The sequence below is a fragment of the Rufibacter radiotolerans genome (genome assembly GCF_001078055.1).
GTDB lineage: Bacteria > Bacteroidota > Bacteroidia > Cytophagales > Hymenobacteraceae > Nibribacter > Nibribacter radiotolerans.
The window spans coordinates 372,247-399,093 of record NZ_CP010777.1; the positions used below are offsets into that span (position 1 = coordinate 372,247).

At 47.6% G+C, this 26,847-nt stretch carries 17 protein-coding genes; 3 read left to right on the forward strand and 14 right to left on the reverse strand.

Annotated features, from left to right (window positions below):
• The first annotated feature begins 107 nt into the window (after window positions 1-107).
• Window positions 108-2,432: a penicillin-binding protein 1A gene (locus TH63_RS01610; protein ID WP_197088615.1), complete on the forward strand. Its 2,325-nt coding sequence runs from the start codon at window positions 108-110 to the stop codon at window positions 2,430-2,432.
• Window positions 2,433-2,538: 106 nt separating this feature from the next.
• On the opposite strand, the gene wecB is transcribed toward TH63_RS01610, so the two are convergent.
• From wecB to TH63_RS01675, 13 genes are all read right to left on the reverse strand, one after another.
• Window positions 2,539-3,681, reverse strand: a complete 1,143-nt coding sequence (wecB, locus tag TH63_RS01615) for a non-hydrolyzing UDP-N-acetylglucosamine 2-epimerase (protein WP_048919389.1) — start codon at window positions 3,679-3,681, stop codon at window positions 2,539-2,541.
• A 44-nt stretch (window positions 3,682-3,725) separates the two neighbouring features.
• Window positions 3,726-4,481, reverse strand: coding sequence for a WecB/TagA/CpsF family glycosyltransferase (locus TH63_RS01620; RefSeq protein WP_048919390.1), 756 nt, complete (start codon window positions 4,479-4,481; stop codon window positions 3,726-3,728).
• A gap of 35 nt (window positions 4,482-4,516) precedes the next feature.
• Window positions 4,517-5,542 carry a glycosyltransferase gene (locus TH63_RS01625; RefSeq protein ID WP_048919391.1) on the reverse strand — a complete coding sequence of 342 codons (1,026 nt, stop codon included), beginning with the start codon at window positions 5,540-5,542 and terminating at the stop codon, window positions 4,517-4,519.
• 50 nt (window positions 5,543-5,592) lie between these two features.
• Window positions 5,593-6,900: a hypothetical protein gene (locus tag TH63_RS01630; RefSeq protein ID WP_048919392.1), complete on the reverse strand. Its 1,308-nt coding sequence runs from the start codon at window positions 6,898-6,900 to the stop codon at window positions 5,593-5,595.
• Between the two features lie 18 nt (window positions 6,901-6,918).
• On the reverse strand, window positions 6,919-7,671 hold the full coding sequence (locus TH63_RS01635; RefSeq protein WP_048919393.1) for an AAA family ATPase: 753 nt from the start codon (window positions 7,669-7,671) through the stop codon (window positions 6,919-6,921).
• A 16-nt stretch (window positions 7,672-7,687) separates the two neighbouring features.
• A complete protein-coding gene (locus TH63_RS01640) occupies window positions 7,688-9,232 on the reverse strand; it encodes a hypothetical protein (protein WP_156180295.1) in 1,545 nt (514 codons plus the stop codon).
• A 28-nt stretch (window positions 9,233-9,260) separates the two neighbouring features.
• Complete coding sequence (locus TH63_RS01645; RefSeq protein WP_082161519.1) at window positions 9,261-10,790, reverse strand: lipopolysaccharide biosynthesis protein; 1,530 nt, start codon at window positions 10,788-10,790, stop codon at window positions 9,261-9,263.
• Window positions 10,791-10,889: 99 nt separating this feature from the next.
• Window positions 10,890-11,981, reverse strand: a complete 1,092-nt coding sequence (locus tag TH63_RS01650) for an NAD-dependent epimerase (RefSeq protein WP_048919395.1) — start codon at window positions 11,979-11,981, stop codon at window positions 10,890-10,892.
• 251 nt (window positions 11,982-12,232) lie between these two features.
• Complete coding sequence (locus TH63_RS01655; protein WP_197088616.1) at window positions 12,233-12,745, reverse strand: UpxY family transcription antiterminator; 513 nt, start codon at window positions 12,743-12,745, stop codon at window positions 12,233-12,235.
• 169 nt (window positions 12,746-12,914) lie between these two features.
• Window positions 12,915-15,242: a GumC family protein gene (locus TH63_RS01660; RefSeq protein ID WP_048919397.1), complete on the reverse strand. Its 2,328-nt coding sequence runs from the start codon at window positions 15,240-15,242 to the stop codon at window positions 12,915-12,917.
• Window positions 15,243-15,263: 21 nt separating this feature from the next.
• Window positions 15,264-15,974: a polysaccharide biosynthesis/export family protein gene (locus TH63_RS01665; protein ID WP_231583529.1), complete on the reverse strand. Its 711-nt coding sequence runs from the start codon at window positions 15,972-15,974 to the stop codon at window positions 15,264-15,266.
• 198 nt (window positions 15,975-16,172) lie between these two features.
• On the reverse strand, window positions 16,173-18,533 hold the full coding sequence (locus TH63_RS20050; RefSeq protein WP_048919399.1) for an Ig-like domain-containing protein: 2,361 nt from the start codon (window positions 18,531-18,533) through the stop codon (window positions 16,173-16,175).
• 586 nt (window positions 18,534-19,119) lie between these two features.
• Window positions 19,120-21,432 (reverse strand): T9SS type A sorting domain-containing protein, encoded by a 2,313-nt coding sequence (locus TH63_RS01675; protein WP_048919400.1) that lies wholly within the window; start codon window positions 21,430-21,432, stop codon window positions 19,120-19,122.
• Window positions 21,433-22,850: 1,418 nt separating this feature from the next.
• On the opposite strand from TH63_RS01675, the gene TH63_RS01680 reads away from it, so the two are divergent.
• Complete coding sequence (locus TH63_RS01680) at window positions 22,851-23,972, forward strand: polysaccharide lyase (protein ID WP_048919401.1); 1,122 nt, start codon at window positions 22,851-22,853, stop codon at window positions 23,970-23,972.
• A gap of 403 nt (window positions 23,973-24,375) precedes the next feature.
• Complete coding sequence (locus tag TH63_RS01685) at window positions 24,376-25,176, forward strand: polysaccharide lyase (protein ID WP_197088617.1); 801 nt, start codon at window positions 24,376-24,378, stop codon at window positions 25,174-25,176.
• Window positions 25,177-25,319: 143 nt separating this feature from the next.
• On the opposite strand, the gene TH63_RS01690 is transcribed toward TH63_RS01685, so the two are convergent.
• A complete protein-coding gene (locus tag TH63_RS01690) occupies window positions 25,320-26,738 on the reverse strand; it encodes a T9SS type A sorting domain-containing protein (protein ID WP_156180297.1) in 1,419 nt (472 codons plus the stop codon).
• Between the last annotated feature and the right edge of the window lie 109 nt (window positions 26,739-26,847).

Sequence of the window (26,847 nt, forward strand, 5' to 3'; positions counted from 1 at the left end):
TTTCCAGAAAATAGCCCCGAAACAGATAAGCTACTTCGGGAAAGCCCACACTTTCCTGTAACTTTGTAACGTTTTGAGAAGGGCGTACTATGCCCATGAACAACCGCATGCCAGAAGAAATAGAAATTACCCCTTCGCGTACAAAATTCAATAAATGGATCAGGACCCTCTGGAAGCTGTTTGGCTTAGGGGTGGTGTTTGTGGTGGTGTATTTTGTAGCCGTAGACCTTAACTTATTTTACCTGTTTGGAGCCTCGCCGGGCTTAGATGACCTGGAGAACCCGCGCAGCAACCTGCCCTCTGAGATCTATACCGCAGACGGTGTGATGGTGGGCCGCTATTTCCGGGAGAACCGTGACCCCGTTCCGTTTGACAGCATCTCGCCTATGATGGTGAAGGCCCTGGTGGCCACCGAGGATGAGCGTTTCTACGAGCACCAGGGCATTGACCCTATCTCAGTACTGGCGGCTGTGAAAGACAACCTGAAAGGCGATTCAAGGGGAGCCAGCACGCTTACCCAGCAGTTGGCCAAAAACCTCTATAAAACCCGCACCAAGAACACCAAAGGGGTGTTGGGCTATATACCGGGCATCTCCACGGTGGTGGCCAAGACCAAGGAGTGGAACACCTCCATTAAGCTGGAGCAGCGCTATACCAAAGACGAGATCCTGGGCATGTACCTGAACACGGTAGACTTCGGGAGCAACGCCTTCGGGATAAAAGTGGCCGCCAAGACTTTTTTCAGTACCACCCCAGAGAAATTGAAGCCCGAGGAGGCCGCCATGTTGGTGGGCGTGCTCAAGGCTCCTACTACCTATAACCCTAAGTTCAACCCAAAAAATGCCCTGGCCCGCCGCAACGTGGTGCTCCAGCAGATGGCACGTAACCAAGTGATTACCCCGGCCCAGGCCGATTCCCTGAGCCAACTCCCCATCACCCTTAAATACCAGGTAGAACAGCACCTGGACGGCGTGCCGGCCTATTACCGCCAGGCCGTGAACGAATTTGTGCGCACCTGGGCCGAAAAGCACGAGCTGGACATGTACTCAGACGGGCTTAAGATCTACCTCACCATTGACTCGCGCATGCAGAACCTGGCCGAAGAGGCCCTGCGCGAAAAGATGAAGACCCTTCAGAACCGGTTTGAAGGACACTGGCGCAACCGTAACCCCTGGGTAGACGACCAGGACAACGAGATTCCGGGCTTCATTGAGAGTGCCATCAAACGTACCGGGGTCTACCAGTCGCTCAAGAACAAATACGGCAATGATACCACCGCCATTAACCGGGCCCTAAACGAGCCCAAGGTGATGACGGTGTTCAGCTACAAAGGCCCCAAGGAAATGACCATGAGTTCTATGGACTCCCTGCGGTACTACAAACGGTTCCTGCGCGCCGGCATGATGACCATGGACCCTTTCACGGGGCATATTAAAGCCTGGGTGGGCGGCATTGACTATGAGAACTTTAAATATGACCACGTAAAGCAGGCCAAGCGGCAGCCGGGCTCTACCTTCAAGCCTTTTGTATATGCCGCCGCCATTGACCAGGGCTATTCGCCGTGTGACAAGATTCAGGACCAGCGCGTGACCATTAAGTACGTGGAGAACGGCAAGCCCATGGAGTGGACGCCTAATAACGCAGACCATTCCATCTCCGGTCGGCAGATGACGCTTCGGCACGCCATGGGTCGGTCCATAAATACCGTTACCGCGCAATTGACCGAGGCCATTGGGCCCGAGGCCGTGCGCAAGTTCGCCCGCAGGTTGGGGATCACCAGCCCCATGCAGGCGGTGCCTTCCATTGGCTTAGGCTCCAATGACGTGAACATCTATGAGATGGTGAATGCCTACAGCACGTTCGTAAACAACGGTTTCCTAAACAAACCTATGTTAGTGCTGCGCATTGAAGACCGGAGTGGGAACGTGATTGAGCAGTTCAACCCACAGCAGAAAAGGGTGATCACCGAAGAGACGGCTTTCCTGATGGTGCACATGCTCAAAGGCTCGATGGAAGAACCCGGCGGTACCTCACAAGCCCTGTGGGAATATGACCTCTGGAAGAAGGGAAACCAGATAGGCGGTAAAACCGGTACTACCTCTAACCACTCAGATGGCTGGTACATGGGTGTGTCCAAAAACCTGGTGACAGGCGTGTGGGTGGGCGGCGAAGACCGCAGTATTCACTTCAGGACCTCCGCCACGGGCGAGGGCTCCAAAACGGCCCTGCCTATTTTTGGCCGGTTCATGGAGAAAGTGTACAAAGACCCTAATCTGGGGATTAAACTGGGGACCTTCCCAAAGCCAACCGTGAAAATCAATAAGCCCTACAACTGTATTACCGTGATGCCACGTAAGCCTAAAATTGTAGACTCAACGGCCGTAGACAGCATGCTGCAGCAGATGAATGACAGCATTATCTCTGCGTTCTAATACTTACGCAAACATTAAAAAGAAAGGCCCGGTCACTTATGAAAGTGCCGGGCTTTTGCTGTTGGAATGCTCCTTCTTTTAGAAGGGTAGGTGGAGCGGAAAGGGTTTAGGCAGACGGAATAGGTTCTAATATAGGCACGGTGGGGCTGGGCACTATGTTGTAAATTTTCAGAAGCTTCTCTACAATGCGGTCAGCAGCTTTGCCATCCCAGAGGGGTACAATACCCCCTTTTTTCCAATCGCCTTTTAATAGCTTATCTAGATAAGGCTTCAGGTTAGTGGGGTCTGTGCCCACCAGTTCATTGGTTCCTAGGGTTATGGTTTCCGGCCTTTCGGTGTTGTTTCTTAAGGTTAGGCAGGGTACTCCCATAACAGTTGTCTCCTCTGTGATGCCGCCAGAATCTGTTATTACTCCTTTTGAATTCTTAACTAGGTGATTGAATTCCAGATAAGACAAGGGCTCTACCAGGCAAAGACGCTCATGCTCTATGTGTAAGCCCTCCAGTATTTTTGCTGTTCTGGGGTGCACTGGGAATATAACCGGGAAGTCATTGGTGCCGTCAATAATCGCTTCCATCATGGTCTTAAGTTGGCCTTCCTCGTCCACGTTGGCGGGTCTGTGCAGGGTAAGCGTAAAGTAGGATTTCTCTTTTAGCCTTTCCCCATTCACGCAAATCTCCGGATCTTTAAGCCTATCCATATTGGAGAGCAGTGTATCAATCATAGTATTCCCCACAAAATGGATTTTGTCAGGAGAAACACCGTTGGCCCTAAGGTTTTGGTTGGCCACCTCTGAGGTTGTGAAAAAATGATCTGTGATGCTGTCCGTGACTATCCTGTTTATTTCTTCAGGCATGGTCATGTCTCCGGAGCGGATTCCGCCTTCCACGTGGGCTACATCTACACAGAGTTTTTTAGCCGTAATGGCGCAGGCCATAGTAGAGGTAACATCACCCACCACCACTACTACATCTGGTTTGTTGCTCTCAAGTTCCTTTTCAAAGCGCGTCATGATAGAGGCCGTCTGCTCAGCCTGAGAACCTCCACCTGCTTCCAGGTTGGCATGGGGCTCAGGAATGCCCAGTTCTTCAAAAAAATTACCAGACATCTTTTTATCATAATGCTGGCCCGTATGTACAAGCCTATAGCTTACCTTATGCCCGGCGCTAATCGCATTCTCTATGGCCTTAATAATAGGGGCGATCTTCATAAAATTTGGCCGTGCTCCAGCAACAATTGTAATTTTCATACCATAGGGAGTTATGTAATTGGCAAAACATGATGTAAAATGGTTTAAGCGTATGCTTCCTGGTTCTTTTTGCTCTTGAACATTTCCTTAAAAAGGGCGAGTAAAAAGTAAGAGTTGCAAATGGCGTAGCGTTTGGCAAGCCTTTGAGGGTCCTGAATCGTTCTAACCAGCCACCGTAAGCCCAATCTTTTGGTAAGGGAGTCCAGTTTGACGTCTCCTACAAAATATTCATAGCTACCCCCAACACCCATAATTACATTGGCATTAAGCTGGTTATGGTATTTGATGATAAACTCTTCCTTTCTGGGGGAGCCAAAGGCTACAAATAAGAAGTCAGGGGCAAAAGAGGCAATTCTGGAAACAACATTGGCTTCTTCTTGCTCTACATTATAGTAGCCATTTTGGTAGGCCACCTTATCTAACAACTGAGGGTAGTCCTGTGCAATCTTCAGGTGCACTCTGTCCAGCAGTTCTTGAGGAGAGCCCAGGAAGAAAATTTTATACCCAGATAAGCTTGACTCTTTGATTAGCTCCACCATAAGCTCTGCACCAGAGATAGAGGAGATTTTGTGTCCGTGCACCAGATATTCAGCAAACACGATGGATTGGCCATCTGGTATGGTATGCGTGCCAGACTGGAATATCTTTTCAAGGTTAGAGTCTCTGGAGCCCTGGTATAGCTTAAGGGTATTCAAAGAGACAATAGTAGATACCTTATTCTCAGAAATCCTGGTTTTGAGCTCCTGAATAAGCGTGCTTCTGTCTTTGAGGTAAAGGTTATAACCAAATAGCTTTTCCATATTATCTTACATTAGAGGTTATTCTACATTGCTTTTCAACTTAACTCGTGGTCTAATTGCACTGATGGCTGATAGATGGCAGACACAGATCTGGAAAGTGCCTCTTCATAAACTGCTTTCACTCGTTGGGCAATAGTTTCTGAGTCTAAGCCCAATTCTTTCAGGCGTTCTTCCCCTTTAGTGCGGTTCATGTTTTCTGAGAATTCCAGGGCCTGGCGTATTTTGTCAGCTACATCTGCTGGCTCAAAAGAAGAGACGTAGCATCCTGCCGTTTCGCCCATCACCCATTTCACATCGCCCATGTCTGTAGCCACAATAGGGCAGTTGCAAGCCATGGCTTCTTTTACCACGTTGGGGGACCCTTCCATGAGAGAGGGTACCACCAGCACATGAACCGAATTCAGGTATTTGGGTATGGCATCATGCGCAACCGGGAATGGATTGATAAGTTCTACCTCAGGCAGGTTTAGCAGGTCCAGGGCCTTTTTGGCTAATGGGAAGTTCTTTCTGATGTTGGTTTTGTTGCCTAGAAAGAGGACCTGTTGTTTGCTGTTATCCAGCGCAAGTTCCTCCCGGTAATCTTGCGGGGAGGGGCTGAATTTTTTAAGGTTTACTCCGTTAGGAATAATATGGGATTTGTGCTTTAAGTAGACGTGCTGGTCTATATTGGCAGATTTGGAAATGATAGCCGTAACAAAGGGCTGAATAAGATAGGTCAGGAAAATGTTTAACCAACTGCTCAGTTGAATTTTGTTAACCCCAATATACTCCCCATAGGCGTCAGACCCCATTAAGGACAGGACCACGGGTGTTTTGCCGGCACCAATGACCGCAGACCAACCAGAAAGTGTAAAGTGGGCATGGATAAGGTCATAGGAGTTGTTCTTTAAAAACTTGCGGAGCCTTAGCCCAGCTTTTAGATAACCCATGATCCCTTTGCCCACAACCGGGAAATAATCTACCTGGGCACCAACCTTACGGAGAGATTCACCCTGTTCTTTGATGAAGGGAACAATGTCAAAGGTTCTACTATTACCGCTGCAAACAAAAAGGACTCTCATAACCAGTGCATATAGTGGTAAGAAAAAGGGAACTCAAAAGGTGTTAGATTTTAAGGCTTCGGCAGCAATTCTTTTATGGGAGGAGGGGTCACCCTAAAGAAATTATGTTCTCTAGGCAAAGGAATCTCTTCTGCCGGTTCAGGTACCGGTGAAGATTGTATGCCAAACTTTATACTAGCCAAAAGCAGCATTAAAAGCGGAGCAAAGGTTAAGGTGCCAATAAAGCGCCCCGGCAGTAACACTAGTAGAAACATGATAAGAAGCGGGTAATACACCACCTTAGCCTGTTTTTCTATTCTATGGTTTCCCATGAAAAAGTAATGAACAACGCAGTAAGCGAACAGGAAAAACCCAAACAGTCCAGTGCTGAAGAAAATCATGTTGAGGTCACTATGGATCGGGCGGTCACGGCCAAAGTACCTGGTGCCAAACTCATCGGTGTCAAAGAATTTCACCCCAAACAAAACTTCCAGCAAGCTGCCGGTTTTTTCATGGTAGTCCATGATGTAAAGCGTTTCCAGAACCCTTCCTTCTTCTTCATAGGTGTCCAGGTTCTGAATTCGGTCCCGCTTTTCCAGTTGAGCGGTTAATCTGGCTTCATATAAGGGGTAAGAAAAAATAAGGGCCGCAACCATGAATACAGTGAGCCCCACCATTTTAAAGATGAGCCTTCGGTTGAGCAGGGCATACACAAACAAGGCCCCAAACAGCATGCCCAAGGCAGTTCTTCTGGTGTTAATCAATAGAATACAGACATTTATAATCATAAACACTGCATCATTTATTTTGACTAACAGGGTTTTGTCTTTGTTTGTAAGGAAGTAGTGAATGGCTAGGAACACCACAATTGGGATGATGTAAATTCTGGAGGTTATCAGATAACCCGTAGAGAAAGCCTCAGTGTAAGACTCCCCAATTTTAAAAATATTGGCATATACCACATAAGCCGGTAATGTCATCAACAAGACCCGGTTATACTTCTCAAACCCTTTCAGAAAATCAGTGGTTTGGGCAAAGTGTTTACCTAAGGGGATCATGAGTAAGGTAATGACTATGGCCAGCAGGTTTCTGGTGGAGGCAAGGGAGTCCCCGCTATTGATAATCCATAAGACTCCCAGATACGCAATTAGGGCAACCAGTACAAAGTCATAGTTCTTTAAAGCATTATGCCGGATGATATATAGCAGCAGTAATGCCAGGGGTATGAAATAACGGAGGGCCGCAAATATCTTGTCGTCTTTGTAAAACCCGTCAAACATGTCAAAGAACACGAAGAAGAGGGGCAGTGAAAAGACAGCTGCTTTGAAATTATAGAAAGCCAGAAAGATCAATATGGCGGCTAGGGCAAATAAGATCATAGTTCCTACATCATGTTATTAAACCAGACCCAGGTGCTGCATAATGTGTTCTGCGGTTAAAGCAGGGGAGTGCTGGGTAGAAATAATGAATTTGTTTTTACACCCTGAATTCTTGTAAATCTGGAACAGATAGTCATTACATCTGTGTAATTCTTTTAACCGTTGGTCTGCCGGCATTCTATCAAACCTGCTTAAGTTGGTGCTTCTGTTCTGGATTCTCTCACTTGCCGTTTCTGGGTCAATGTCTAAGTAGAAAACATAGTTGACCTTGAAATAGAACGGACGGGGCGTGGTAGCAAAGTGCTGGTAAGAATTGTGATTAAATATGGTGGCAGACCACAGTTCCTGAATGATCCATTGTTCCAGCAATACAATGTCAATTGCTTTAGAAGCTATGATCTGCTGTAAGGCAGTGTTAAAAATAGAGAGTCTTACATATCGGTAAATAGAGGAGGCGCTGAAAATCCGCTGAGCGACCAACGATAAAGAGTAAGAAAATAAAAGGTGGCCTGTTGAGAAAAGCGTAGTGGTAAACAGGAGCAGCTTACGGTATAGGGAAAGAGATTGAATATGGTCCTTCACGTCCTGCAGTGTTAGTACCTGCAGATCTTTTTCCTTAAGAAGACCAGAAAGATGTCTGCAGACAGTTGTTTTTCCAGCCCCCGGCGGACCTGCCAGTTCCACTATGGTAGCAGGGTGACTTAGGGGCACAAAAGAAGAGTGGATGCTGGTAGGTTTAATTCCTGAAGTAATTTCGGTTATAGAGTCCATTGGGCATGTATCTGATTTAGGCATATGCCTTCCAAATTTCTTGTTTGACGGTTGTGAGCACCTGGCTTAAAGGTTGAGCCGCATCAATAGTGATCACCTGGCTATTTTTGCCAAACCGTAGCTCTTTGATACCGGCTATTTTTGCTTCTAATTTTGGCAGTGATACATCTCCCGGTTTTCTGGCTTCCACCACCTGGGCATCGGCAATCAACTTAAAGATGAGATCTGGGGAGTGGCTCTTAACGGAAGCGTAGAGGTTGGCCTCATATCTGGCCATAGCCCTGAAAAGCAGATTGCCAGACGTAACCAGGTGGTGCAAAAGCGGTCCGTCATTAAAGCCTTTGATCTGGTTTTGGGGAAACCTGTCACAGATAACCAGCATGCCCATTTGTTTCGCCTCCTGCATTCTGCGCAGGTTGGTTTTCTTTTCCTGGGCCACCAGCAGGGCTTCAACGCACCTGTATAAATTCGCCAGGAACCCTTCTTTTTGTAAACCGGCTGGATCGGTTTTTTGAACCTTGCCCGTTTTTTTTCGGGCAGGAACTACCGCCTTTTTTAGCTTAGATAAAACAGTTCTGGCCCAGGAGGCAGTGCCATCTCCTCTGCCAAAGTAAATGCTGTAGACATCTAGTTTCTGCTGAAAAGTCTTGCGTAGGTTAGCCGTCACCGTGGACTTGCCCGAGCCGTCTGCGCCTAGGAAAGCGACAGTAAGGCCACCGCGCGGGTTTATTCTTCTGGAGACCATGGGCCGGTCTAAAAGCTTGGGAAGCTTTCCTAGGGTCCTGACCATTACCTCTCTGTACCAACGGGAAAACAAGGCGCTAACCGGTGAATACAATTTGTTGTTCCTGAATTCTGCCCTTACCAGGCGCGAAAGCTGAAACAGGTCCTTTCTGTTAGTGCCGTGTAGAATCAGGTTGAGAATGGGGTAATAGTTGGAGACAATGCCTTGCAGCATGGCTACTACCTGCGCTTGGGTGGCATTAGCCTTCAACCATTTGTACTCCTGTAAAAGCCTGCCGGTATAACTGGTTTTGTTGAAAAGGTATATCAGGAAAAGGTCTCTGGTTCTTAGTTTAAGCGCCTCTCTGAAGTAAAGCAGGATTAACTCAAAGGCAGGGTGTGAATGGTAGATGCCATGAAAGCTATTAAAGACCCGCGTCTGCAGGATTTGGTCTTCAAAGGTAAGTTGGTAGCCTTTGAGATAATTTTCGCCCATGGTGAGCCTGAAATGGGCATGCACATGCACTACCTTTCCGGAAGGTGAATCAAAGCCTATGTAGTCTTCAATGTCTTTATACTGTTTTTGGTCCAAAGAAGAAAATTTCCTGAAGTCAAGCTCCTTAAGCAGAAACAATACCTTGTCTTTTTGGCTGGTATCAAAGAGAATGTCCAGGTCTGTGTCACCTAGCATAGAAGCACTCAGGTTCTCATTGCTTTTCCAGTGGCAATACAAAATGTTCTGTTCATGAAAAGCAGAAAGAAGGGCTTCTATAATGCTAAGCTTGTGAAGAGGTTCTGCAATCTCGGGGGCAGGGGACTTATCAATTAGAGTTTCCATGGTACTGTGTTTTTATCTCTGGGGACGTTTACTTTTTGAACCTATTGGTAATTAGTTTCCCGAATAAGCTTTTAAGATCATCACTTATAATTAAGGTGGGGAAAAACTTAATCAAACCAGCCGCCAGCAGCATGATGACCAAGGCGTTCAAGAAAAGCGTGAGTAAGTGGGAATCAGTTAAAGACCGAAGCGTTGTGACCAGGAAGTAACTGGCGGTTCCGGTGATAAGGCCAAGAATGATCCCATGCATGTGTACTTTGGCCATTTCTGCCCACCCAATGCCTGTAAGCTTAATACTTAGGTGGGCCATCAGTAGGAAGTTCAGCACTAAGGCCAATGCCACTCCCCAGGCTACCCCTGAAAGGCCCCAGAATTGGCCTATATAAGAGCCAATACCCACCGTGGCCGCGTAGAGCACCTGGCGCCAGGCCCTTTTATAGACAGCCCCTGTGGCCCTAGCCAGGGAATCACTCATTTTATAGCTCATCCTGAAAAGCAGGCTACAAGCCAACACCTGGAAAGGGAGAATGACATCAGTCCACTTAGGGCCTAAAAGGGTTAAGACTATCTCGGGGGCCAGGAGCACAAACTCAATGCTCAACGGAATAGAGACAAGTGCAATAAGACTTACTCCCGTGAGGTACGCTCTGCCTAACCGCTGTTTGTCATCCTGCACCTTGGCCATGGCCGGGAAAAGGGATTTGTCCAGGGCGTTACCAAAAAGCCCAGCCGGCATAACCATAAACTGGTAGGCGCGTCCGTAAATACCCAGGGCGGCGGCCCCCAGCATACGGCCCACAATCAGATTGTCTCCCTGGGTAGCTAAGAAGTTGCCAATCCTGGCCATGGTCATGCCGCCGCCAAAAGAAAGTAACTCCATGAAGGCGTTCTTTTCAAAGCCTGGCTTCTTAGGAAACGGTTGGGCAATGACCAAAAAGATAACATTCAAAACAGCCTGTAAAAGGTGCGCCGCCACTAAGGCCCAGACGCCCCAACCTATGTAGGCCAGGAAAATCCCGGCAATGCCAAACCCAAGGGCATAGGAGGAAACTTCAATGGCGGCAAGGGTTTTGAACCTCATCTCCCGTTGCATGAGAGCATGCCCGATCAGGGTAAAAGAGTCTATCAAAAAGATGCAGGAAATGGCTCTTAAAATTGGAGTCAACCCTTCCATCTTAAAAAAAGATGCAACCAAAGGAGCTGATAGTAGGAGCCCTACTGCAAACAGGAGACCCATGCCCAATGACATGGTAAAGCCGGTGGTCAGGTGCCTGTTTTCTAGTTCCTGCCGTTGCACAATAGCGGGCCCTACCCCCATCTGGGTGAACATTTTTGAGAAATCCACCACTATCACGGCAACCCCTACCAACCCAAACTCCAGGGGGCTTACCAACCTGGCCAATACTGCCAGCACGCCCACTTTAAGAGTCACCTGAATTCCGCTGCCGGTAATAAGAAACAGGAAGCCGGAAAAAGTACGCTCCGTCAGTTTCTTGTCTTTGGAAAGGGGGGCACTCTCAATGGGTAAAGTAGGCGCTTGTTGTAAAAGATCAGACATTGGGGTAATGAAATGGTAAGGCAATTGTAAGCATTTAAAAGAATCTCTATCCGCCGGTCTCAGAACGAACACACTTCCTGAAAAGCAGTCAAAGAGTGGTTAATGCGGCACTTCCTCTGCATGTAACTTGGTTACTTTTTCAACGGGGTAGAACCCCTTGAACCACTCGGTGAATTTCCTTAGGCCGTACTGAATAGTGGTGTTGGGTTTGTAGTTAAAGTTATTGATCAGGTCATCTACATTGGCCCAGGTGGAAATGACATCCCCCGCCTCAATGTCTTTCATCTCTACAATAGCCTTTTTCTCCATACAGCTCTCCAACTCCTTGATAAAGGTCATGAGCTCAATGGGTTTGTTATTACCTATGTTGTAGATACAGTAAGGCGCCGTAGACCGGGAAGGATCTGGCTTGTTGGCATCCCAGGTGGCAAGCGGCTCTGCGGGCTTGTCCATGACATTGATAATGCCTTCCACAATGTCATCTATGTAGGTGAAATCTCTTTTCATCTTGCCATAGTTGAATACCTGAATGGGCTTGCCATTGAGAATGGAGTCTGCGAAGAGAAAGTACGCCATATCTGGTCTTCCCCAGGGGCCATAGATGGTAAAGAAGCGAAGCCCCGAGGTAGGTATTCTATAGAGGTGGCTATAGGTGTGGGCCATGAGTTCATTGGCCTTTTTGCTGGCGGCATATAGGGAGACGGGGTGGTCTACCGCATGCTTTACAGAGAAAGGCATGGTTTCATTCAGCCCATAGACACTGGAGGAGCTGGCGTAGACCAGATGCTTGATTCTATTATGCCTGGCCGCCTCTAGCACATTCAAGAAACTGACCAGGTTAGACTGGGCATAGGCATCTGGGTTGGTAATGGAATACCGCACACCGGCCTGCGCCGCTAAATGCACAATCACGTCAAACTCCTCTTTATTGCAGAGCGATAACAGTTCATGCTTGTCTTCCAGGTTCATCCGGATAAAGCGGTACCCCGGGTACTTCAAACTTTGAACCTCCGTGTGCCAGGCCACTGACTCCTCGGCAATGCCACTTTCCGCTAACCTGGCAAACTTGAGCCTGGGGTCATAGTAATCATTGATGTTGTCAATCCCTACTACCTCATCGCCTCTTAAAAGCAATTGCTTCGCTAAATGAAAGCCAACGAATCCGGCCGTGCCTGTAACTAAAACCTTCATATCTGTCTTTGGGTTAGGTGCTGATGACGAAAGGGGGAATTGCCTTTGATGATGATTGTGTAGCAGAAATCACTCTTCTTTAATTGCCTTTTGCAGCAAGTTGAAAGAAGCAGACGGAGGTAGACACTTAAAACGTCACAGAAAGACGTAGCCGGTTAAAGGCTTTTTTCCAGACGGTTGATGACTTGGTAACTAATAAATGGGTGTTGTCTAATCCTGTATTTTTAAACCCGGAAACCCTCTTTGGAATATCAAAAATCAGCGGCAGCGTACTGCAACACTTCCACACTGGCCTTTGGTACTTCGGCGTACATGGTGAAGCCGAGAGAAGGAAGGGCTACTTTCAGGGTCTTGTTTTTAATGGCGATAACGGTGCCTTCCTTATCTGTGAGCGATCCTTCGTTTACTCTAACCGTGTTGTAGAGCGAAATTTCTGTGCCGGCTACAAAGACATTGCTGTGGCAGGTAAGAAACTCACGTATGGTGTCAATTTCTTCTTCTCTAATGACAGCCGGTTTGCCCAGCCAGTTAACCAGGCTAAGCACCCCATTGGTTTTTTTCAGGTCATAGAGTTGCTTTTCGGGGACCCGCACAAAGACATAGGAGGTGAACAGCGGTTCTAAAACTGTTTTCTTTCTGTCACTCCACTGCCTGGTGACCCTGTTTAAAGGACAGTAATTGGTGATCAGCCTTTCTGTGAAGGAGGCAGCCACTTTCTTTTCCCAGCGTGGCTTGGTATAAACCGCGTACCATTTCTCATGCATAGCCATGGACCCTTAGGGCAATTGAGGGATCTTTAAACACAGAGCTTCGCTTGCCTCAGTCACAGCCAGTAACCGGGTGCAGAAGGAAGAGGAAATCATTTTTCTAAGTGTAAAGGCACCTAGAAGGCGGGTAGAGTACTATTTATGCCCTTAGGCAAGTGCGTTGTATTTATGCTTTTGCTCTGGTCTTATAAGCCTGGTAGGCTTTCTCACCATAGTTGTATTCATGCCCGTAGCCATAGCCGTAGCCATAATGCTTGTCAAACAAGCCTCTTGGCTTCACGCCATTGAATACAATGGCAACGTTGTTCAGCAGTTTTATTTTGTTGCTCATGGCCAGGCCTTGCAAGATCCTTTTTGGGGTATAGGAATGCCGCATGACCAGAAGCGTAATGTTGCAGTACTCTGCCAGCAGGGAGGCGCCTGTGACAATATCTATGGGAGGAGTGTCCACAATTATATAGTCAAACTCCATCTCAACGTAGGCAAACAGGCTTTCCAATTGGCCATTCAGCAGCAGCTCAGTGTGGTCGCCAATCTCAATGCCCGCGGGTACCACAAACAGGTTGTCAAAGTCAGTGTGGTGGATAATGCTCTGCGGAGTGGCTTCTCCCTTCAGGAATTCAATAAGGCCGTGTTGGTGCTCCATATCAAACCGGGAAGTGGTAGCGGCTTTCATCAGGTCAAAGTCCATTAGTACTACCTTCTTGCCGGAAGTGGCCAGACTGTACGCCAGGTTGGTGCTCACAAAGGTCTTGCCTTCTCCTGGTATGTTGGAAGTGACCATGATTTTCTTCTTGGTGAACGTGCGGCCGTAAAGACCCAGGGAGGCCCGCAATTGCCTGAACTGCTCAATAGTGAAGGCTTCTGTAGGCGCCTTGAAGGGGCCAGGCTCATTGTTTTTGACAAAGGCCAGTTCTGCCACAATAGGGGCATTGGTGTGTTTCTCAATCTCTGACCTGAACAACAGTTTGCCTTTGAGCAACTCACTGCCAGATACCAGAGCCACCCCAAACACGCAGGCCATCATGGCTGCAATCAGGTACAGGTACAGGGGTCTGGGGCTTACCGGGCCCATGGAAGATTGGGCCATATCAACTATTCTGGTGTCTTCGGCGGTAGGGGCATAAGACAGAACGGTTTCCTCCCTTTTCTGCAAAAGGAAGTTATAGGCGTTGTTTTTGGTTTCTAGTTGGCGGCTTATCTCAAGCAATTCCCTTTCCTTTTTAGGAATGGTCTGTAAAACGGCGTTGTACTGGCTGCTGGTGCTGGACAGGTTGGCTCGGCTGGCTTGCAAGGCAACCCGCTGGTTCTGGATGTTCTCTAAGATGCTGGGCCGTAGTTTCTCAATTTCGTCTACCACCGATACCAGAATAGGGTTGTTCTCTGCGGTGGTCTTCTTCAGGCGCTGGTACATCATTTCAGACTCATACAGCTTGTTTAAAAGCTGCGACAGTACAGGATCATTAATGCCTAACGTGGAAGGGACAATGCCATCTGAGTTGCCTTTGAGCACAATATACCGCTGTACCTTGTCCAGAACCGCCAATTGTTGGTTGATCTCGGCAATGCTGCGGTCATTCTCGCCCACGTTGTTGAGGAATACTCTTCCCTGTTCACTCAGGTTCACCACCCTTTGCGTGGATTTGTACCGCACCACCTTGTTCTCCAGCTCGGCCAGTTCTTTGCCTACCATCTTGATCCTTTTCTCTACAAAGTCAAGGGTATTGGCCGCCAGCTTGTTTCGCTTGATAATGGCCACCTGGTTGTACGCCTCAATAAGGTTATTGAGAATGGCTTCCCCTCTCTCCGGAGACGGGTCTTTCAGGGAGAAATTGACGGCGGTAGACAGTTTGTTTTCTGCCTGTATGTTCAGGTTACGGCTTATCTCATCTATGGCCCGTTTGGGGGCTACAATGGAGAAGAACAGGGTGTTTTCAGTGGAAGCAGTCTGGTGGGCGTTTCTGGTGAACTTCATTACCCCATAAGGGGTTTTGACCCACGTGTCCAGGGGATATTTTTTGGTGTTTATTTTTACCTTGTTCTGGGAGGCCAAGTAAGTGAAATGGATCTTCTCCCTTTCCTGCGCTTCCTCAGGATACCTTAACTCTATTTGGATAGGGGAGGTGGCGTACGCCGGGATTTCCCTGAATTTCTCCTCTTCAAACACCGGAACATAGAGGTGCAGTTTATCAACCACTTGCTGCATTAAGGCCCTTGATTGAATGACCTTGATCTCGTTCTCTACAATGTTGTTAGAGGTGAAAGCATCAATGGATTGGGTCATTCTGGATTCATCTACCCCCTTCTTTTCATCTTTGATGATAATGGTGGCTGATGTCTCATATAGCGGAACTGCAATATAGTTCAGGTAAACCCAGGCCCCTGCCAAGGAGAGGCTGATCAACACAGCAAACAAGGGCCAGAAAGGAACAAATTTATACGCAAAGGAAGCGTGTAAATTATCGTCTGGGGTGGTAGGTGTAGTACTAGTCATAAGTACCTGTATTAATGTGAATTAATTCAATAAACGGTCCATTGCTACTATCACTACGGTAAGTCCGCTAAAGACTAAAGGCAGCCATTGTCTGGCCGGGTTAGCCGAAGCAACTTTCGCTTTGTCTGGTTCTACATAGACAATGTCATTTGATTGCAGGTAGTAGTAAGGAGAGGTGAAAAAGTCTTTTGAATTCAGGTTGATCCTCTTCACTATCTTCTTCCCCTCTTCTTCCCTGATCACCATCACATTGTGCCTCTTTGCATAGATAGTGAGGTCTCCGGCAAGGCCTAGAGCCTCTAATAGGGTAATTTTCTCACTAGGCGCGTTTACCACCGTGGGGTGTGCTACTTCGCCTAGCACGGTTACTTTGTAGTTTAGGTACCTTATGTTAATGATAGGGTCAAGTAACAGTTTCCGGTTCACCAGGTTTTTGGAGATCTCATCTCTCAGTTGCTTTTTGGTAAGGCCCGCAGCTTTAATATTGCCCAAAATAGGGAACTGGATATAGCCGTCTGAGTTCACTAAATACCCCGAAACACTAGTGCTTCGCCCAGCCGCCATGTTCACAGATTGTGCATCGCTTTCATTGGGGCTGTTGAAGATCTTACTGGCTTCTGGGTTAAGGCTACTGACAGAAATACTAAGCAGGTCGTTTTTCTGAATTAAGGGTTCTATTGCTTTGACTTCTGTTGGAATGACGGAGTCTTCCACGTCATTAAAGTAGACCACCTTCCTACTATTTACGCAGGCTGTAAAAACAAGTAAGGATAAAAATGTAAAGAAAATATTTAACAAAATATTCTTTAGGCTGAGATTCATATCCTTCTTATGGTTAGGTAAATGACGTTAAGGATTAAGCTTTATTTAATGGTTTTATTAGGTTTAGCTGCTGCTATCCTGCTTTATTTTTTAAAGGTGTCTATCGGGCTATTTTAAAAGCAGGAGCCTTACTGCCTTAGCATAGGCGGCCGTTGTCTCAAGCCTCACAAAATACAGCCCCCGGGTGAGCTGGCTCCCGTCCACCTCGGCTGTGATTAGGTCTCCTGGGGGCGCGGTTCCCTGTTTAAGGACCCGTAATTTTTTGCCCATCTCATTGTATAGCGCCAAGGTATAGTCTCCGCCCCCCGGTAAGGAGAAGCGGGTGGTTGTGCTTGAAGAAAAAGGGTTCTGGGAGGCAGTAAGAAAAGCTTCTCCTTTTGCCGGCCCCGCCTTCAGCCCGGTAACGGCCAGACTGCTGGAAGCGGCCTGGGCAGTGGTAGCCCCGTCAGAGACCAGCCAGCCCACAGCCTTCAGACTGGTGGATGACGTGACGTTGGTGGCCATGATCACCGTCTCTGGGTTATAGTTTTCCTTGCTGCTGGAAACGTAGTTGTAAAGGCCTTTAATAAGCGTAAAAGCCCCGCCAAAGGTAATATTGGTGATAGGAGACTCTTTGTAAAGAATATCACCACCGCTCTCCAGCGAGGAGTAAATAATCTTCAGCTTGCCAGTGGTCTCATTCAAAATAACACAGGGCCGGGTGCCCCCGTCATTGGTCACTTCATAGGCGTTGTCCCAGACGCCGGTAGGGCGGCGCACCAGTAAGGCGAGTTTGGGGTAGCCTAACGTCTCATAACTGGTTTTCACCGCGCAGTACAGGGTCCCGTCTGAGGCTACCTTCATGTTCAGATGGTCATCGGCAAAGCCGGTGCCTATATTGAGGGCCGATTGAGAGGCCGGTAATTCATCATCAGTCCAGGTGCCAGGGTCTGTGCCGTTGGCGTGGGTCCTGAACCCAAACCGTCTGGTATTCTGGTTAGACCAGAGAACCCCTATCTTGCCGGGCATGGCAATCACGGCGCAGATATCATCGTCCTGTATACCGGAGGCAAGGGCAATGGGCTTGCTCCAGGTGGTGTACGGCAAATCGCTCCAGCGCACCAGCACCGCGCTGGAACTGTCCGAGGCAATCCACATGCGGCCATTGCCGTCCACGTCCAGGGTGGCGGTTTCTGTTCCTTGTTCAAACGTAAGTGATACCCGGGCGGGCTGCGTCTGCCACAGCTGGTAAGTGCCCGTGGCGGGTACGTACTGGAGGTTCACCAGATAAGAGGTGTTGTTGCCCCTAAACAGCAGTATGTGGGTAAGGTCACCTACCTTCTTGCAGTCAGCGCGGGCAGAGGTGCCGGCAGAGACTTTGAGTTGGCGGGTCCAGGAGGTGCCGTCCAGGCGCCACAGGTAAATGCCGGTGCTGTCTGGTAAGACGGTCCAATACTTGCCGGCATGCGCCCACGTTTTTGCCTGGGGCTTGTCTGCCGTACTGGTGGTAATAGGCAGTGGGGTAAGGCTAGTGACGGTCGCAAAGCCGGGTTGGGAAGTGACGGGCTGGTTAATAGTATAAGTCTGGCCACTGGTATAGCCGCCTGTAAGGGAGTTGCCCGCTAAATCTTTGATGCCCGTGCCGGAAGCCTTTAGATCCAGGCGAAGGGTGCCGTCACCAGCTACCCCGGTCACGGTCACGTCATAGGCAATATTATCTCCGTTAACAGGGGTTACGGAGGAAATGGTGCCCATAGCAGACCCGGTGGCGCTGAGGGAGAAGTCTGCCAGATCCACGCCTTTCACCTTTTCTGAGAAGGTAGTCCTGAAGGTAAGTTGTGTGTCTGCCGTAATGTCTGTGGAAGGGCTTTGCCGGTCAATACCCACTACCGTTGGGGGGGTTCTGTCCTGGGAGACTAACTCCAGGTCAAAGGCCATGTCTGGGGTATTGATTTTCCGTTGGTGTACCTCTATCGCTACCAGGTTAACGCCCGGCACAAAAGCGGAGCCCTTGAACGTGAAGGTTTGTATTTTGGAGCCGTTGTCACTGGCGTCTTTTGTAGCCACCGTGTTGTAGGCAATGGGGCCGGTGGGCATGTTATTGCGCAGTACCTCTATGCCGTTCACATACACCACCAGGCCATCGTCGCGCTTTACGTTGGCGGTTATGGTGCCCAGCGCAGAAGGGTCTGCCACGGAAATGGTTTTGCGGAAGTACGTGGTGATGTATTTATTGGCGGCGGGGCCTGAGTTTATCAGTGTAGCGGCATCCTCAATTCCGTAGCCAAATTTACCTACCCCCGTTTTCCAGCCGGATTCATCAAAGGTGCCTTCTGGGGCAGGTAACTGACTACGCCAAACGGTGCCCTGGTTAGACCCGTTGTCCAGATATTTCCAGGCAGAGCCTAAAGAGACCAGGGTTGTCTGCCCGACTACCTGAATGGCCAACAGCGTAGCCAGAGCGAATAGGAAAGTAAATTTAGCATGCATAACCTATACTTCTGCGCGTGGAGAAAGGAGGCTGAGAGTTCTTTTGGGAAAGAAGAGGCCAGAACTGTAGTGCGTTTACTTCACTGGGGTGCGTGAAATAAACCAATCAGAAAAATATTTCCTGCTTTTAACCAGCTAAGGATCCTGTAAAGGGCCAACGCTGTAAAAGCATCCGGTGGAGCTAGCTTAATTATTTTTATTAACTTAAATTACTATTAATTATGTATTAAACCAAATTTTAACTAAAAATTTATAACAATATTTATCTTTAATATACATATTTGAATATATTTAGTTTGTAGAATGTGGAATTATTTTTCAACAAATGCTGAAGGAGTAAGAAGTGCGTTTTGAGGCTGTTTTTTGAAAAACGGCCCCAAAATAGATAGAGTGAATTTTTCGAGAAGAGGTATGTGGCGCCCCAGAGGAGTAGTTCTTAGGTAATAGATTTCCCATGATTCCATAACCTTCAGGTTGGAAGGCTATTGAAGAAGCATGTCTGTTTTGGGCCTGTTTTTAAGAAAAGAGGCCCAAAACAGACATGCTTCTTCAAGTCAGCAAAATTAACCTATCAGGTAAGTTTGGATTACCGCGTGCGCACCAGTTTAAGGGTCTTTTTCTCGCCAGTAGCGGTCATTAACCGGACAATGTAGAGGCCTTCCTGCAGGCTAGATCCGTCAATAGTGGTGGTGGTCACTTCCCCGGCCTGCGCTACTCCTTCCTTCAAAAGCCCCACCTGCAAACCGTTCCTGTCATAAAGAGCCACTGAATATTCCCCGCCCTGTGGAAGGGTGAACGTGAGGGTATTGCTCTGGGTGAAAGGATTGGTAGAAGCGGAAAGCTGCGTAGAAACGGGGGCGGTATAACTGGCTGCCACGGCAGTGGCGGTAGTACCTCCGTCAGAAAACAACCAGCCTACAGCCTTCTCAGTGTTAGAGGCCAGTACCACCGTTTCTGGGTTATATGGGTCTTTGGCACCGGTCACGTTGTTGTAATCGCCTTGAATTAAGGTATTGGCAGACCCGAAGGAAATATTGGAAGTAGAGGACTCTTTATAAAGAATGTCACCGCCGTTTTCTACAGAAGTATACAGCACCCTAAGCTTGCCGGCGGCCTCATTGAGCGTGACTATCCCGCGGGTACCGCCATTGGTGCCCTCCGTAGTAACGGTATAGGCATTGTCCCAGGTGCCGGCTGGGCGGCGTACCAGCAAGATCACTTTGGCATAGCCGGGGGTGTCATAGCCGGTTTTCGCGGCGCAGTACAAGGTCCCGTCTGAGGCCACTTTCATGTTCAGGTGGTCATCGGCGAAGCCTGCCCCCTTGCTAAGCGCTGATTGGGAGGCCGGAGATTCATCTGCGGTCCAGGTGCCGGGGTCTGTGCCATTGGCGTGGGTCCTGAACCCAAACCGCTTAGTGCTTTGGTTAGACCATAGTACCCCAATTTTACCGGGCATGGCGGTCACGGCGCAGATGTCATCACTGGTAAGGCCAGAAGCAACGGTGATGGGGCTGCTCCAACTCTTGTAAGGCGAATCGCTCCAGCGGACTTCCGCCGCTGAGGGGCTATCACTGGCAATCCACATGCGGCCGTTGCCGTCTACGTCAAGAGTGGCGGTTTCAGCACTAGAGTTCAGGGAAAGCGCTACCCGGTTAGGTTGGGTTTTCCAAAATTGGTAGGTACCAGAGGAAGACACGTACTCAATGTTTACCAGGTAAGAAGTACTGCTGCCCCTAAACAACAGGATATGGGTTACATCACCCACCTTTTTACAATCAGCGCGGGAAGAGGAGGAATTGACCCGCAGCAGTTTGGTCCAGGTAGTGCCATCCAGACGGAACAGGTAGGTACCGTCGCCTGAAGAGAGTACGGCCCAGTGTTTCCCGGCGTGGGTCCAGGTTTTAGACTGGGGCTTCTCTGCCGTGTTTTTGGTAATGGAAACCGAACTCAAGGAAGTTACGCCGGCTGGGCTAGGTTGGGTAGTGGATTTTTGGATAGTGTAGGTCTGGCCTGCGGTGTAGCCGCCACTAATGGCATTGCCGGCCATGTCCTGGATGCCGGTGCCGGAAGCCTTTAGGTCCAGACGAAGGGAACCCTCACCGGACACGCCGGTTACCTGCACGTCATAGGCTATATTATCCGCATTAACGGCGGTTACGCTGCCAATTGACCCAACTGCGCTCCCGGTGGCGGTTAAGGTAAAGTCATCTGCGCTAACGCCCTGTACTTTCTCAGAAAAAGTTGCCCTAAACGTTAGTTGGGTGGCGCTGGTAGTGCTTTCACTGGGGTTTTGCCGGTTTATGCCAGAGACCGTGGGAGCGGTCACATCTCCCGGCTGGGCTCCTCCGGAAGCTTTAAGTTCCAGGTCAAAGGATAAATCTGAGCTGCTGGCAGATTTTTGGTGAACCTCTACGGCTATGACATTGGTGCCGCTGGCAAAGGAAGAGGCATTAATGGTAAAGGGAACGGTGGCCTCCCCGCTACTTGAGGCCAAGGTAGTATAGGAAACGGGCCCGGTGGGCATCGTGGACCTGAACACCTCCACGCCGTTCACATAAACCACAGCCCCGTCATCCCGCTTCAGGTTCCCTGAGTAGGAGGTGTTGAGGGAGGCGTCTGTAATAGAGATGGCTTTCCTAAAATAGGTGGTAATGTATTTGTTGCTTGAGTTGCCTCCGTAACTCACCACCGTAGCCTCATCGCCATCACCATAGCCTAATTCCCCAGCCCCTGACTTCCAACCGGAATCATCAAAAGAGGTGGCTTGCCAGGCCGTACCCTGGTTGGAACCATTATCAAGGTACCGCCAAGTGGAGCCAAAGGAGACAAGTGTGGTTTGGGCCGCTAATGGGAAGGAGAGGAGAAGCGTAATTACTGAGAAAAGAGTAAGCTTTTTCATGATGGAGAATACTTTTCAATGGAAGCGCATTATTTGTTGGAGGATATTACAGGAAGGCTTCTCTACAGGAGGGAAGGATGGTTGGAAGTAATTAGTTGGGATTGACTACACTGCCCACGAGCCTGCTTTAGAAGCCTAGGCGTCTGGGGTGTGCATATTTAGTTGAGCCCTGGTGGGCTATGTACTTGGCGGATGGTAGACGATACTCTTTTGCAGGTACATAATCTGGCTCCTATACTAAGTGGTATATAATTCAGGATGAAATGGTATAAAGTAAACCTGGTTTTGAAGGAATATCCTTAAAACCAGATAAATAGATGGGGGACGACAGGCAGAACTAACAAAAAAGTATACGGGCTGATTATCTGTTAGGTGATAAATATTGAGAAAATAATTATAAAATAATGGAAAATAGGTACTTAAAGAGCCTATTCAGTAGTGAAATTTTCAACTATTAGAATAACTACTGATACACACTAGGAATAACTTCTGGGAAAGGCTCGGTATGAAGCAACGGGGAAGGGGTTTGTACTTAGTTGTTTTCTGAGGATTAATACTTGAGTTGACAGAGCTACTTGTTATTGTCTTCTCCTTTAGCTCTCCCAGCAGGTTTGCGCAAGCTTCTGGCTTCACTCCTTTAAATTAAATAGCTGGGCTTGCCAACCATCATCAGATAGCAAGAATATTGAACGGCTCATGAATAGGGAGCCAGAAGTGGTTGGAAGCCAAAGACAGAACCGGCCTGCCTGAGAAATTTGGTGACTTTGGATGAGGCATTGCCCTATGTCCATACTTCAGGCACACGAAACGAGGTGGCCACTAAATTTATTGTTTTAAATTATCTGATAAATACGGATTTAATTAAGAAAATAGGCAATAAATAGAGGTTAATTACTGTGAAATGTTAAAACAATATATAGGGTATTAACACTTGTCTTATTGTATGTAATAAGAGGTTTTTTTGCCAAGTATGCAAATTGGATAGAAGGGAGAGGAGAAAATGTGGGAAATTAAACTTTAAAGCGGGTTTTTAGGCTTAAAAATGGTTATCCACAAAAAAGTTTGGTACTTAAGTATTAAAAATTATTGTAAAACAAACAAAATAGGGGTAAAAATAGACAATTTCAAGAACTACGTATGAAGTTTTGAATGGTTTCACTTTTCGTAAAAAATTTGTTTCTAAGTTTGTACTACGAGATTCATTTACAAACAGTTACAAAACTTTTTACAAACAGATGAAATTTAAAATCAATCGCGCATTACTACCCATTTTTATGGGAGCAATTTTCTTTTCATGTGAGAAAAATGAACTAGATGAAATGAATGTAAATTCAGAAAATGCTAGTTCATTAACCAGTTCTAATTTAATATTTGAGGAGACATTTGAAGGTTCAAATCCTTTTTCTACTGCCCATTCTATGGAAGTAGGAGATTGGGATTACGCCCTTCAATATGTGTCTAGCCCAGTTTATCAAGGCACGAAAGCAGCCCGTTTTGAAATTCGGGAAGATCAGCCCCTTATCAAGGATGGCAAGAGAGCTGAGGTAGTGATTGTAAAAGGTTCTGAAGGTGATATTGGAAAGAACACCTGGTATTCTTTTGCGGCTTTTTTCCCTACTGATTATGAGTATGATGATGCCCGTGAAGCCATCAACCAATGGTACCAGGACGGAAGCCCTTCTACTTCTATCCGTATCCAAAGAGACCGTATCATCCTAGAGGCAGGTACTACTAGTGGCAATATTGTAGAACATGACCTGGGTGCTGTTCCTAAAGGCAAGTGGACTGATTTCGTTTTCCACTTCATCCACTCTACTGGTTCAGACGGCCTGATAGAAGTTTGGTTGAATGGTGCTAAAGTGAAAACCATCACTGGTGGTAACATGTATAATGATGTGCTTCCTAAGTGGAAAGTTGGTATCTACAAGTCGGCCTTCAAATACGGTACTTCTGATGTAACCAAGAGAGTTCTCTATTATGATAACATCCGGGTAGGTAATGAAAAAGCCACTTTGGAAGAAATGAGAGCCGGTTCAAGTGCAGGTACTACCGCTACAACTGAGCCTACTACAGATGCTACTACCGGTACAACCACAGGTACTACTACTGGAACAACCACAGGAACTACTACCACTGGAACTACTACCACTGGAACTACTACCACTACCAGCGGAACGCAGCAAGTGGTAAGCTACACCCTTGTGAACGCTACTACAGATAAGGATATCATGACCATAACTGAGGGAGCTACCATTAGCATGAGTGCTGTGGGTACATCCAAATTCAACATCCGGGCTAACACTAACCCAGGTACAGTTGGCGTTGTGAAATTCGACCTGACAGGCGCCGCAACTAAGTCTAGATTAGATGATGTGGTACCTTATGCCTTGTTTGGTGATGACAGAAACGGTGATTACTATAACTGGTCTGGAGTAGTGGGATCCTATACGCTAACTGCCACTCCTTTCGCCGGAAACAAAGACAAAGTAGGTGCTGCCACAGGACCAGCTTACACTGTTAAATTCAACATTGCTAAATAGTAAAAGTTGTCTTACGGCCTAACTGCCCCTTGCTACTTTCAATGAATCTCAATAAGCTCTGGAATCTCAAGATGTGAGATTGGATTGCTGAAATCATAGAAGAGGTTGTTAAGTCAAAGCTAATCCGGGTGACCGGTATGAAAAAAGGAGCCGCTAACATTAGCGGCTCCTTTTTTTATACCCTGGTATGTGTGAATGAACTGGATATGCCATCTTTCCCCTGAAGAGAAACTGCCGCTAAAAGGTGTATTACCCTTACTCTTTTATTTTTTGGTTTGGCAGGTAATCATTCTTATAAGAAATAAGTATATTAATAGAGTATTATTCCTTTAGTCCTATGCGGAATCTTTGCTTCTTACTTCTGATTGGCTGCCTGGGAGCCTGGTTGGGTAACCAGAATATAATGGGTAATACCCAGATTGCAGATATAAATGGCACTCAGAGCCCCTCCATAGCAAGTTCCAAGTTGTTGTTCGAGGAGACTTTTGAAAATGGAAAACCCTTCTCCACCGCCCACGGCATTGAAACCGGCGATTGGGATTACGCCCTTAACTACGTTTCAAAACCAGTTTTTAGGGGAAAACGGGCAGCACGCTTTGAGATCAGAAAAGACCAGCCTTTGGTGCAGAATGGTAAAAGATCTGAGATAACGGTGGTAGGGGCAGTGACCAACAAGCATAGGTGGTATTCCTTCGCGGCGTATTTTCCGGCAGACGGCTTTGTAAAGGATACTGAGCGGGAGGTCATTTGTCAATGGCACCAACGGCCAGATTATCACCTGGGGGAAAAGGCTGCCAGCCCTGCTACCTCCTTGCGGGTAAATAAAGACCGGTTTGTGCTGGATACTGGGTTTAATGCTGAGCAGGTGTCAACGGGCGTTACAGAAGAGTCCAGAAAGAAAATAGACCTGGGGCCGGTAACCAAAGATACCTGGCATGAGTTTGTGTTCCATTTTATCCATTCCTATGGACCAGACGGTTTGGTAGAGGTGTGGCACAACGGTACTAAGGTAGTAAGCCAAAAGGGAGGTAATATGTATAACAGCGCGGCTATGCCTAAGTGGAAAATAGGCCTGTACAAAGCTGCCTTCAAGACTGACAAATCTACCGTGACCAGAAGGGTTATTTACCTGGATAATATTAGAGTAGGCAATGAAAAAGCCACGTACGTAGACATGGCCCCAGGAAACGAAAAAAGTAAATAGCCAGTAACAGGTTGCTTAGGTGGGCTAAGGTAAGCAAGAAGGCGTTTTGAGCCTGTTTTCTGGAAAACAGGCTCAAAACGCCTTTTCTGGTTTCAGGCAAATTATTAGAGAATCAAATTCCCCAGTGATTTGCCCAAGGAAGATCACCATTCATGAAGTAACCGCACGGTAGCTCCCTCATCTTTAGTGCGAAGCCTCACCAAATACAGCCCTGCCGAGAGAAGGGAACCGTCCATTTCCACCGTGTTTACTTTTCCGGGCTCTGCATTCCCTACTTTAGGGGCGCCCATGATCACTCCTTTACAGTCATATAAACTGATGGTATAATCTCCCCCTTTTTCAAGCACAAAACTTACGGTAGCTTTTATCAGAAAGGGATTGGGCGAAGCTTGAATGGACAATTCACGCTGTAAAGGTGCGTCTGAAGCTAAAAAAGAAACGGCCTGCAGATTGAGGGAGGCTATATTTGTAGCGAGCAGAAGCACTTCACTGGAATAATTCGTTTTGCTGGTGGTAATATAATTATGCTGCCCCTCAAGTAAAGTGTATGGTTGGCTGAACTCAAGTTTTGACGTAATAGCCTCCCGGTACAAGAGGGTTCCTCCGCCTTCATTAGAGGTATAAATGACCTTGAGCTTCCCTAACTCTTCATTTAAGATAACAATGGGTCTGGTGCCATTTGGAGACACTTCATAGAGATTGTCCCAGGAGCCTTTTGGCCGCCTCACCAGAAGCGCAAGCTTGGGATGCCCTGGAGTATCATAACTGGTCTTTGCTGCGCAGTACAGGGTGCCGTCTTTATCGGCTACCATATCCAGATGGTCATCAGCCATGCCCATGCCAATATTCACCGCAGATTGTGAGGCGGGTATTTCCAAATCAGACCAGGTGTTTGGGTCTGCCCCGTCTGAATGGGTTTTTAAGCCAAAGCGTTGGGTGGTTTGATTAGACCAGAGAACGGCTACCTTTTTTAAGGCCGGTATAGTGAGGATAGAGCACTTCTCATCCTTCTTGCCCCCAGTGCCTAACGTGATGGCGGAACTCCAGGTGGCGTAGGGAGAGTCACTCCATTTTACCTTTGTTGCGCCAGCGGCAATGTAGGCCACCCACATGCGGCCCTTGCTGTCAATATCCAAAGTGGCCACATTGGTACCAGCATCCAAGGCAATGGCTACCTTATCTGGGGTTTTTTCCCATAAAAAGTAAGACTGGGCCACCGGATTATACTCCGCAGATACCAGGTAGGTGGCGTTGTCACCCCTAAAAAGAAGGATATGGACATACTTGTTGTTGACTTTGCAATCTGCCCTGGCGTATTCCCCTACAGAAATCTTCAGGTTCTTAGTCCAGGTAGAGCCGTCCAAGCGCCAGATGAAGGTTCCCTCACTGTCTGTGAGTACCGCCCAGTATTTGCCGGCATGAGACCAGACTTTTGACTGAGATTCTTCAGAGGTGCTTGTGGTGATTGGAAAAGACTCAAGTTTTGTGACAGTAGCAAACTGAGCTACTAGATTAAAGGAGGTAAACCATGTGCATATTAGTAATAGCGTAAATTTTTTCATGTTGGTAAGCGATTAAGAACAAATATGGCTGGTGAAGCATAGCAGACATAAAACCGGATTCTGGAAAAAGAATACCAATCATATGCGTAAACGGGGGGCTGGGGTGCTA